This is a genomic window from Kitasatospora sp. NPDC127060 (genome assembly GCF_042724935.1).
Taxonomy (GTDB): Bacteria; Actinomycetota; Actinomycetes; order Streptomycetales; family Streptomycetaceae; genus Kitasatospora.
Genome location: NZ_JBHXEG010000148.1, coordinates 1 through 10,514 on the forward strand (window position 1 = coordinate 1; position 10,514 = coordinate 10,514).

General features: G+C 71.8%; 6 protein-coding genes. 3 read left to right on the plus strand and 3 right to left on the minus strand.

Annotated features, from left to right (window positions below; genetic code table 11):
- Positions 1–275: 275 nt before the first annotated feature.
- The 3 genes from ACFWIS_RS39745 (at position 276) to ACFWIS_RS39755 (ending at position 5,177) form a co-directional block, all read left to right on the plus strand.
- Positions 276–1,526 carry an HRDC domain-containing protein gene (locus ACFWIS_RS39745; protein ID WP_380463590.1) on the plus strand — a complete coding sequence of 417 codons (1,251 nt, stop codon included), beginning with the start codon at positions 276–278 and terminating at the stop codon, positions 1,524–1,526.
- A 256-nt stretch (positions 1,527–1,782) separates the two neighbouring features.
- A complete protein-coding gene (locus ACFWIS_RS39750; RefSeq protein WP_380463592.1) occupies positions 1,783–3,027 on the plus strand; it encodes a thiolase family protein in 1,245 nt (414 codons plus the stop codon).
- A gap of 2 nt (positions 3,028–3,029) precedes the next feature.
- Positions 3,030–5,177, plus strand: a complete 2,148-nt coding sequence (locus ACFWIS_RS39755) for a 3-hydroxyacyl-CoA dehydrogenase NAD-binding domain-containing protein (RefSeq protein ID WP_380463594.1) — start codon at positions 3,030–3,032, stop codon at positions 5,175–5,177.
- A 72-nt stretch (positions 5,178–5,249) separates the two neighbouring features.
- Here the strand turns inward: ACFWIS_RS39755 and ACFWIS_RS39760 are convergent, their stop codons facing one another.
- The 3 genes from ACFWIS_RS39760 to ACFWIS_RS39770 all read right to left on the minus strand — a co-directional run bounded on the left by ACFWIS_RS39760 (position 5,250) and on the right by ACFWIS_RS39770 (position 10,339).
- Positions 5,250–6,776, minus strand: coding sequence for an ArnT family glycosyltransferase (locus tag ACFWIS_RS39760; protein WP_380463596.1), 1,527 nt, complete (start codon positions 6,774–6,776; stop codon positions 5,250–5,252).
- Between the two features lie 169 nt (positions 6,777–6,945).
- Positions 6,946–8,850 (minus strand): 1-deoxy-D-xylulose-5-phosphate synthase, encoded by a 1,905-nt coding sequence (dxs, locus tag ACFWIS_RS39765; protein WP_380463598.1) that lies wholly within the window; start codon positions 8,848–8,850, stop codon positions 6,946–6,948.
- Between the two features lie 310 nt (positions 8,851–9,160).
- Positions 9,161–10,339: an ROK family protein gene (locus ACFWIS_RS39770; RefSeq protein ID WP_380463600.1), complete on the minus strand. Its 1,179-nt coding sequence runs from the start codon at positions 10,337–10,339 to the stop codon at positions 9,161–9,163.
- Positions 10,340–10,514 lie beyond the last annotated feature (175 nt).

Below are 10,514 nucleotides of genomic sequence, written 5' to 3' on the forward strand. Positions count from 1 at the left end.
TGCCGAGAGGGAGAGCGCGAGGGAGCGACGCAGGAGCGAGGGAGCGCCGACCGTCGGCGGCGGGTCCGAGCGGCCCGGAGGAGAGCGGGCGATCACCCGCCCCGGGCCGAAGGGGCGCGCCGGTGCCGAGAGGGAGAGCGCGAGGGAGCGACGCAGGAGCGAGGGAGCGCCGACCGTCGGCGGCGGGTCCGAGCGGCCCGGAGGAGAGCGGGCGATCAACAGTCTGACCAGTCCGACAACACTCCCAGTTCCGGTGACCGTCGTACCCTTGGTGAGTGACCGACGCCGTAGCAGCCATCCCAGAAGAAGCAGCCCCGGTCCCGCTCCTCGAACCGAAGGAGGGGATCCCGCCCGTCGTGGCGGACGAGCAGGCGCTGGCCGCCACGATCGCCGCCTTCGGCGCGGGCACCGGACCGGTCGCCGTCGACGCCGAGCGGGCCTCCGGCTATCGCTACGGCCAACGCGCGTACCTGATCCAGCTGCGCCGAGCCGGCGCCGGCTCCGCCCTGATCGACCCGATCGCCTGCCCTGACCTCAGCGGGCTGGGCGCCGCCATCGCGGACGCCGAGTGGGTGGTGCACGCCGCGACCCAGGACCTGCCCTGCCTGGCCGAGGTCGGCATGAGACCGACCCGCCTCTTCGACACCGAGCTGGCCGGGCGGATCGCCGGCTTCGCCCGGGTCGGCCTCGGGCCGATGACCGAGAACGTGCTCGGGCTGAGCCTGGCCAAGGAGCACTCGGCCGTCGACTGGTCCACCCGTCCGCTGCCCGAGCCCTGGTTGCGCTACGCCGCTCTGGACGTCGAGGTGCTGGTCGAGCTGCGTGACGCACTCGAACAGGAGCTGGACGCCCAGGGCAAGCTCGACTGGGCCCTGGAGGAGTTCGCCGCGATCGCCGCCGCGCCCCGCCCGGCCCCGCGCACCGACCCGTGGCGGCGCACCTCGCAGCTGCACAAGGTCCGGCGGCGCCGTCAGCTGGCCGTGGTGCGCGAGCTGTGGCTGGCCCGCGACCGGCTGGCGCAGGAGCGCGACGTCTCCCCCGGCCGGGTGCTGTCGGACGCCGCGATCGTCAACGCCGCACTGGCCATGCCCCTGAACATCGCCGCGCTCCAGGCCGTGCAGGGCTTCGGTCCGCGGCTGCACCGGCGCCAGCTGGACCAGTGGCTGGCGGCCGTTCAGCGCGGCCGGGAGGTCCCGGAGAACCAGCTGCCGCCGGCCGCCGCCCCGCACGACGGCCCGCCGCCGCCGCGCGCCTGGGCGGAGAAGGACCCGGTCGCGGCCGCCCGGCTGTCCGGTGCCCGTGCCGCGGTCAGCGAGCTGGCCGAGCGCCACCACCTGCCGGCCGAGAACCTGATCACCCCGGACCTGGTGCGCCGGGTCTCCTGGGAGCCGCCGGCCGAGCTGAGCGCCGACGGCGTGGCCGCCGCGCTGCGCCGGCTCGGCGCCCGGCAGTGGCAGGTCGACCTGGTGGCGCCGGTGGTGGCCAACGCCTTCGTCACCGCCGCCACTGCCACCGCCGAGGGCTGATCCTCCGGCGGAACGCCGCGAAAGGCTCCGAAGAGGGGATGTCGTCCGCACGGACGGCATCCCCTTCGGCGTCTCCGGGAACCCTTCCTGGTCGGACGCACCGGCGGACGTGTCGCGGGACACATGGTCAGAACCCTCCGAGGGGCCTGGGCAGGTTGGTTACCGACGGGTAGCATGACCGTGACGCGGCGCCGCTCGGGTTCTTCCGGCGGCAGCCTGCCCACCTCAAATGTTGGTCCCTGGGAGGAGAGCCCCCGTGCCTCGTACCGCGAGGGACGTCGTCTTCGTCGATGGCGTCCGCACCCCGTTCGGCAAGGCCGGCCCGAAGGGCATCTACCACGAGACGCGCGCCGACGACCTCGTCGTCAAGTGCATCCGGGAGCTCGTGCGCCGTAACCCGAACCTGCCCGTCGAGCGCATCGACGAGGTCGCCATCGCGGCCACCACGCAGATCGGCGACCAGGGTCTGACGATCGGGCGCACCGCCGCCCTGCTGTCCGGCCTGCCGAAGTCCGTCCCCGGTTACTCGATCGACCGCATGTGCGCCGGCGCCCTGACCGCCGTCACCGCCACCGCCGGCGGCATCGCCTTCGGCGCGTACGACGTAGTCGTGGCCGGCGGTGTCGAGCACATGGGCCGCCACCCGATGGGCGAGGGCGTGGACCCGAACCCGCGCTTCGTCTCCGAGAAGCTGGTCGACGAGTCCGCCCTGTTCATGGGCATGACCGCGGAGAACCTGCACGACCGCTTCCCGCACATCACCAAGGAGCGCTGCGACGCCTACGCCGTGCGCTCCCAGGAGAAGGCCGCCAAGGCGTACGCCAACGGCGACATCCAGCCCGACCTGGTGCCGATCTCGATCCGCAACACCAACCCCGAGGTCGGCGAGACCGGCTGGGGTCTGGCCACCGTGGACGAGCCGATGCGCCCGGGCACCACGATGGAGTCGCTGGCCGGCCTCAAGACCCCGTTCCGCCCGCACGGCAACATCACCGCGGGCAACTCGGCAGGTCTGAACGACGGTGCCACCGCCTCGCTGCTGGCCGCCGAGGACGTCGCCGAGGAGCTCGGCCTCCCGGTCAAGATGCGCCTGGTCTCCTACGCCTTCGCGGGCGTCGAGCCCGAGGTCATGGGCATCGGCCCGGTGCCGGCCACCGAGAAGGCGCTGGCCAAGGCCGGTCTGACCATCGACGACATCCAGGCCTTCGAGGTCAACGAGGCCTTCGCCGTCCAGGTGCTGTCCTTCCTGGACCACTACGGCATCGCGGACGACGACGAGCGGGTCAACCCGTTCGGCGGCGCGATCGCCTTCGGCCACCCGCTGGCCTCCTCGGGCGTGCGCCTGATGAACCAGCTGGCCCGCCGCTTCGAGCAGCGCCCGGACGTCCGCTACGGCCTCACCACGATGTGCATCGGCTTCGGCATGGGCGGCACCATCATCTGGGAGAACCCGCATTGGAGCGGAGCGGAAGAGTCGGCTGAGTTCGAGGGTGGTAAGTGACCATGAGCACCACGACTGAGCTGCTCCAGCACGGCGCCGAGCTGTTCCCGGGCGAGGTCGTCACGACCGCGCACGTGCGCCACCTGGACCTGCCGCTGCAGGCCGGCAAGCTGGCCCTGATCACCCTGGACAACGGCTTCGACCACACCAAGCCGACCACCTTCGGCCCGGGCTCGCTGCTCAAGCTGTCCGAGGCGCTGGACCAGGTCGAGGCGGAGGCCGCCGAGGGCAAGATCGTCGGCGCCGCGATCACCGGCAAGCCGTTCATCTTCGCCGTCGGCGCCGACCTCAAGGGCGTCGAGCTGCTCAAGCAGCACGCCGACGCGCTGGCCATCGGCAAGGGCGGCCACGAGGTCTTCAAGCGGATCGCCGCGCTGCCCGTCCCGACCTTCGCCTTCTACAACGGCGCGGCCATGGGCGGCGGTGTCGAGGTCGGCCTGCACTGCGACTACCGCACGGTGTCGGCGGGCGTCCCGGCCTTCTCGCTGCCCGAGGTCTTCCTCGGCCTCGTCCCCGGCTGGGGCGGCTGCACCATCCTGCCGAACCTGATCGGTGCCGGTAAGGCCGTGAAGGTCATCATCGAGAACTCGATGAACCAGAACAAGCAGCTCAAGGGCAAGGACGTGTTCGAGCTGGGGATCGCCGACGCGATCTTCGAGCCGGCCGACTTCCTGGAGCAGTCGCTGCTGTGGGCCGCCAAGGTCCTCAAGGGCGACCTGGTCGTCGAGCGCGAGGCGATCGACCGCGGCAAGGCGTGGGACGACGCCGTCCTCTGGGGCCGCATGGTCGCCGACGCCAAGGTGCACGGCGCCGCCCCGGCCGCCTACAAGGCGCTGGACATCATCGCCGCCGTCAAGGACGCCGACCTCGCCGACAAGGCCAGCCTGCAGGCCGGCTTCGACGCCGAGGACGCGGCCCTGGCCGACCTCATCATGAGCGGCGAGCTGCGCAGCGGCATCTACGCCTTCAACCTGGTGCAGCGCCGGGCCAAGCGCCCGTTCGGTGCGCCGGACAAGTCGCTGGCCCGCCCGGTCTCCAAGGTCGGCGTCGTCGGCGCCGGTCTGATGGCCTCGCAGCTGGCGCTGCTGTTCGCCCGCCGTCTGGAGGTGCCGGTGGTCCTCACCGACATCGACCAGGAGCGCATCGACAAGGGCGTCGGCTACGTCCACGCCGAGATCGACAAGCTGCTCGGCAAGGGCCGGATCGGCCAGGACAAGGCCAACCGCCTCAAGGGCCTGGTCACCGGCTCGCTGGACAAGGCCGTCGCCTTCGGTGACGCGGACTTCGTCATCGAGGCCGTGTTCGAGGAGATGGGCGTCAAGCAGACCGTCTTCGCGGACCTGGAGAACGTGGTCTCGCCGACCTGTGTGCTGGCGACCAACACCTCCTCGCTGTCGGTCACCGAGATGGCCTCGAAGCTGAAGCACCCCGAGCGGGTCGTCGGCTTCCACTTCTTCAACCCGGTCGCGATCCTGCCGCTGCTGGAGATCGTCCGCGGCGAGCGGACCGACGACGCGTCGCTGGCCACCGCCTTCGCCGTGTCGAAGAAGCTGAAGAAGACCTCGGTGCTGTGCAAGGACGCCCCGGCGTTCGTGGTGAACCGGATCCTGACCCGCTTCATGGGCGAGATCCAGGACATCATCGACGAGGGCACCCCGATCGCCAGCGTCGAGAAGGCCGTCGAGCCGCTCGGCCTGCCGATGTCCCCGATCGTGCTGCTGGAGCTGGTCGGCCCGGCCATCGCCCTGCACGTCTCGGAGACCCTGGCCGGTGCCTTCCCGGAGCGGTTCACCGTCTCCGAGAACCTCGGCAAGGTGGTCAAGGCCGGCAAGCGCGGCTTCTACACCTGGGTGGACGGCAAGCAGGTCCTCGACCCCGAGGTCCTGGAGCTGCTGACCTTCGGCGACTCGGTGCTCACCGAGGAGCAGGTCCTGAACCGCGCCCTGGAGGCCGTGGCCCAGGAGATCGGCCTGATGCTGGAGGAGGGTGTCGTCGGCGAGGCCCAGGACATCGACCTCTGCATGATCACCGGCGCCGGCTGGCCCTTCCACCTGGGCGGGATCACCCCGTACCTGGACCGTGAGGGCGTCTCGGAGCGGGTGACCGGCAAGAAGTTCCTCGCCCCCGGCGTGGCCTCGGTGCCCGCGTAAGGCGTAGCGCCACGGAAGGAGCCCCCGGCGACCTGGTCGCCGGGGGCTCCTTCGGTGTCGGGCCTCCGGGGCTCAGTGCTTGAGCCGGTAGACGACGGTGTCTCCGATGACGCCGATCATCTCGTAGTGGGTGTCCAGCAGGTTCTCGATCCGCGGGACCAGCACGGGCTGGTACGGGGCGACACCGGAGTCGTCCACGAAGATCTCGGGCAGGCCGTTGGCGAGCTCCTTGTCGAAGGTCTGCCAGGCGTTGTTGACGCTGAACTGCTCGCCCACGTTGGCGCTGCCGTCCTTGCCGCCGCTGTAGTTGGTGAGGAAGCCGGCGGTCAGGTAGCGGCTCGCGGGCTTGCGGTCGGCCAGCCAGTACAGCTCGGGGTGCATGCCCCAGACCAGCACGGTGTCCTTGGGGGTGGTCTGGGCGGCGACCGCGGTGGCGACCTCGGTGTTGCGGCTCATCTGCTCTCCCGGCCAGGCCAGCGCCAGGGCCCAGAACACCGTGGCGGCGACCGTGGTGTACACCAGGACGGGCTTCCAGCGGATCGCCGAGGTGGCGACCGCGCCGGTGCCCAGCAGCACCAGCGGGGGCATCAGCTGCAGGTAGTAGTGGCCGAAGAAGTGGAAGCCCACGCTGACCGCGACGGCCGAGGAGAGCAGCCAGACCCACAGGTCGGCGGTCGAGCCGTGCTCCTCGCCGGCCACCGGCAGCGGGCGGTGGCGGTACTTGAACCAGAGCCGGCGGCCGACCGGGAACAGGAAACCGAGGCCCGCCGCGGCCAGGATGCCCAGGTTGCCGAAGGCCCTGCCGAGCATCTGCAGCCAGGCGCCGCCGAAGGAGGCGTAGTCCCCGCTGCCGGTGACCACCCAGAAGAGGAAGCCCTTGGGCTTGGTCAGGATGACCGCCACCAGGGCTATCGGCACCGCGAAACCGAACCCGATCTTGAACAGCGCGGACGGCCAGCGCACCCCTCGTCTGCGGGCGTCCTGCAGGAGCATCCAGAGCACCGGCAGCAGTACCGCCCCGCCGGTCTGCTTGGTCAGCGAGCAGAGCGCGACCGCGATGCCCGCGGCCAGCCAGCGGCGCCGCTCGGCGTAGCGGAAGGCGGCCACCATCGCGGGCAGCATGAAGACCTCGAAGGTCGCCGCCTGGGTGTCCTCCGGGGAGAGCCCGATGGAGACCAGCAGGTAGAGCAGTCCGGCGCCGACCCCGGCCCGGTTGCCCCAGCGGCCGCGGGCGATCGAGGCCAGCAGGATCGCGGTGACCAGGTGGGCCGCCACCGCGAGGGTGCGCAGCGGCCACAGCGAGGCGGAGCCGAAGACGGCGAAGCAGGCCTGGTAGAGCCAGGGGAGCAGCGGCGGCTTGCGGTCCACCACGGTGTCGTACAGGACCCCGCCGTCCGCGAGCATCCGGGCCTGGGTGGCCAGGAAGCCCTCGTCCGGGCTCCAGACGGGGCGGGCGAAGGACGGGATGTGGGTGGCCACCGCGACCAGCGTGAGCAGCGGCACCAGCCTCGTCCAGTACCCCTGGCGGATGTGGTGACGGGCGCGCGCGGGCAGGCGGTCGACCAGTCCGTCGAGGCGGAGGCGGGTGGGGGTGGGCACGGTTGACAACCTACCGGGCGGGATCGGCGTGGATGGCGCCGGTCCCGCCATTCAGTGCGATTGTCGGCTTGTTCCGTGACGAACTGTTACAGGGCTACGACAATCGGTCGTCGGCGGAACGGGTCACCCGACGGCTGACTGCCGGATGACCCGTTCGGTCGGCCGTGGCTCAGGCCTCGACCCGCGCCGCGTCCAGCTTGGCGACCAGGGCGGCCACCTTCTCGGCGATGTCGGGGGCGTTCAGGCCGATCTCGGCCAGGATCTCGTTCCGGCTGGCGTGGTCCAGGAACTCCTGGGGGATCCCGAAGTCGCGCACCGGCAGGTCCACGTCGGCGTCCCGCAGCGCCTGGGCGACGGCGGCGCCGACGCCGCCCACCCGGCCGTTGTCCTCGATGGTGACGACCACCCGGTGCTCGGCGGCCAGGCCCGGCAGGGCCTCGTCCACCGGCTTGACCCAGCGCGGGTCCACCACGGTGGCGGTGATGCCGCGGGCGGCCAGCAGGTCGGCGACCTCCAGGCTGGTCGGGGCCATCGCGCCGACCGAGACCACCAGCACGTCGGCGCGGTGGGCGCCGGAGGACTCCTCGGCGGCGCGCAGCACGTCCATGCCGCCGACCCGACCGACCGCGGGGACGGCCGGGCCGACCGAGCCCTTGGAGTAGCGCACGACCGTCGGGGCGTCCTCGACCAGGACGGCCTCGCGCAGCTGGGCGCGGACCTGGTCGGCGTCGCGCGGGGCGGCCAGCCGCAGGCTCGGGATGACCTGGAGGATCGACATGTCCCACATGCCGTTGTGCGAGGCGCCGTCCGTACCGGTGACACCGGCCCGGTCGAGCACGAAGGTGACGCCCAGCTTGTGCAGGGCGACGTCCATCAGGACCTGGTCGAAGGCCCGGTTCAGGAACGTCGCGTAGACCGCGAACACCGGGTGCAGGCCGTTGGTGGCCAGGCCGGCGGCGCTGGTGACGGCGTGCTGCTCGGCGATGCCGACGTCGAAGATGCGGTCCGGGAAGGCCTTGGCGAAGGGGGCCAGGCCGACCGGGTGGAGCATCGCGGCGGTGATCGCGACGATGTCCTCGCGCTCGTGGCCGAGGGCGACCATCTCCTCGCCGAAGACGGACGTCCAGTCCTTGCCCGAGTTCTTGACCGGCAGGCCGGTGTCCGGGTGGATCACGCCGACGGCGTGGAAGCGGTCCTCGTCGTTGTTCTCCGCGGCGTGGTAGCCACGGCCCTTCTCGGTCAGGCAGTGCACGATCACCGGGCCGCCGAAGCCGCGCGCCTTGGTCAGCGCGGACTCCAGGGCCGTCAGGTCGTGGCCGTCGATCGGGCCGATGTACTTGAGGCCGAGGTCCTCGAACATGCCCTGCGGGGCGATGAAGTCCTTGAGGCCCTTCTTGGCGCCGTGCAGGGTCTCGAACAGCTGCTGGCCGACCACCGGGGTGCGCTGGAGGGCGTCCTTGCCCCAGGAGAGGAAGCGCTCGTAGCCCTGGGTGGTGCGCAGCGTGGCGAGGTGGTTGGCCAGGCCGCCGATGGTCGGCGAGTAGGAGCGCTCGTTGTCGTTGACGACGATGACGACCGGCAGGTCCTTGGCGTCGGCGATGTTGTTGAGCGCCTCCCAGGCCATGCCGCCGGTGAGCGCGCCGTCACCGATGACGGCGACGACCGGGTCGGCCTTGCCCTGGATCTTGTTGGCCTTGGCCAGGCCGTCGGCGTACGAGAGGACCGTGGAGGCGTGCGAGTTCTCGATCACGTCGTGCTCGGACTCGGCGCGCGAGGGGTAGCCGGACAGGCCGCCGCTCATCTTCAGCCGGGAGAAGTCCTGGCGGCCGGTGAGCAGCTTGTGGACGTAGCTCTGGTGGCCGGTGTCGAAGAGGATGCGGTCGCGCGGCGAGTCGAAGACCCGGTGCAGCGCGATGGTGAGCTCCACCACGCCGAGGTTGGGCCCGAGGTGGCCGCCCGTCTTGGAGACCTCGGTCACCAGGAAGGTCCGGATCTCCTGGGCCAGTGCGGCCAGCTGTCCGGGCGTGAGCCGGTCGAGATCGCGCGGTCCCCGAATGCGGGTCAGCAGGGCCACCCGTTCCTCCTCGTTCAGTGTTCGCGGACCACGGACGGTCCGACGGGCGTCGCTGCCCGGTCCGGCGGCAGGCCGGTGGTCGCGGCCGGTACCGACCGGTCGAGTCTAATGTCCGCTTGGCGGACACCGAGCGGCACGCCCGGTGCCACTGGCCGGTTACCGCCATTCCGGGAGGTCGGTCGGGGGGTGCTGGTCAATCCGTATTGACGAACGGGGGTTCGTCGGCGGTTGCGGCCGTCCGGGTGAGTCGGTTGGGGCGTGGGTGGTGGGTGATGGTGGTGGGCGGAGGTGGGTGGCTGGTGGGTGGAGGTCAGTGACGGCCGAGGGCGCCGGACTCGCCCATCTCGCTCATCACCAGGGCCAGCGCGCCGAGCACCTCGGCACGGCCGCCGAGGGTGCCCGGGACCACCGAGAGCTGGCGGGCGGCGCTGGGGATGGCGTAGCGGGCCACCGAGTCCCGGATCGGGGCCAGCACCAGCTCACCGGCCTCGGCGAGGTCACCACCGAGGATCACCCGGCGCGGATTGAGCAGGTTGCACAGGGTCGCCACGCCCGTACCGATCTGGCGGCCGGCGTCGGCGATCACCCGGCGGCAGCCCAGGTCGCCCTGGTGGGCCAGCTCCACCACCCGGGGCAGGGTGAGGTCCGCGCCGAGGGTGGAGGTGAGCAGCGAGAGCAGGTAGCGGGAGCCGACGAAGGTCTCCAGGCAGCCCCGGTTGCCACAGCGGCAGACCGGGCCGGCCTCGTCCAGGGTGATGTGCCCGATCTCACCCGCGGTGCCGCCCGGGCCGCGGTAGATCTGGCCGTTGACCACCAGGCCCGCGCCCACCCCGCTGGCGACCTTGATGTACGCGAGGTCACTCAGGCCGCGGCCGGCGCCCCAGACCAGCTCGCCCAGCGCACCCAGGTTGGCGTCGTTGTCCACGTGCACCGGCATGCCGAGCCGCTCCGCCAGCTCCCGGCCCGGGGCGATGCCCGTCCAGCCGGGCAGGATCGCGGTCGAGCCCAGCGCGCCGGTCTCCACGTCGATCGGGCCGGGCACGCCCAGACCCACGCCGATCACCTTCTCGGGCTGGAAGCCGGCCTGGGTCAGCAGCCGCTCGACCATCGCCTCGGCGCGGTCGAAGCCCTGCGCGGCGGAGACGTCCACGTCGATCGGGGCGCTCTCCTCGGCCAGCACCCGGTGGGCGAGGTTGCCGACGGCCACCCGGAGGTGGGTGTGGCCGAAGTCGATGCCCACCACGATGCCCGCGTCACCGCTCAGCGAGACGCTGCGGGCGCGGCGGCCGCCGGAGGAGGTGTCGGCGACCACCACGGTGCCGCTCTCCTTCAGTTCCCGCACGATGTTGGAGACGGTGGCGGCGGAGAGGCCGGTGCCGCGGGCGATCTCGGCCTGGGTGAGCGAGCCGGCCATCCGCACCGCGCGGAGCACCCGTTCCAGGTTCGCCCGGTGCAGGGACGACTGTGAGCCCGGTGTGTCCGTCGACATGATCCACCCTCCCAGGGGTGGGGAACCCTCCGCCGGGCTTCCCCTTCAACTCCTGAAGCCTACGGGCCCGGGGGGTGGGGGGCGCTGCGCGGGGCTGGGGGGTGGGGGTGGGCTCTCGGGAGGGTGGGTGACGCCGGGGGCGGTTCCGGGGGTGGGCGCTCCGGGGGCTGGATGA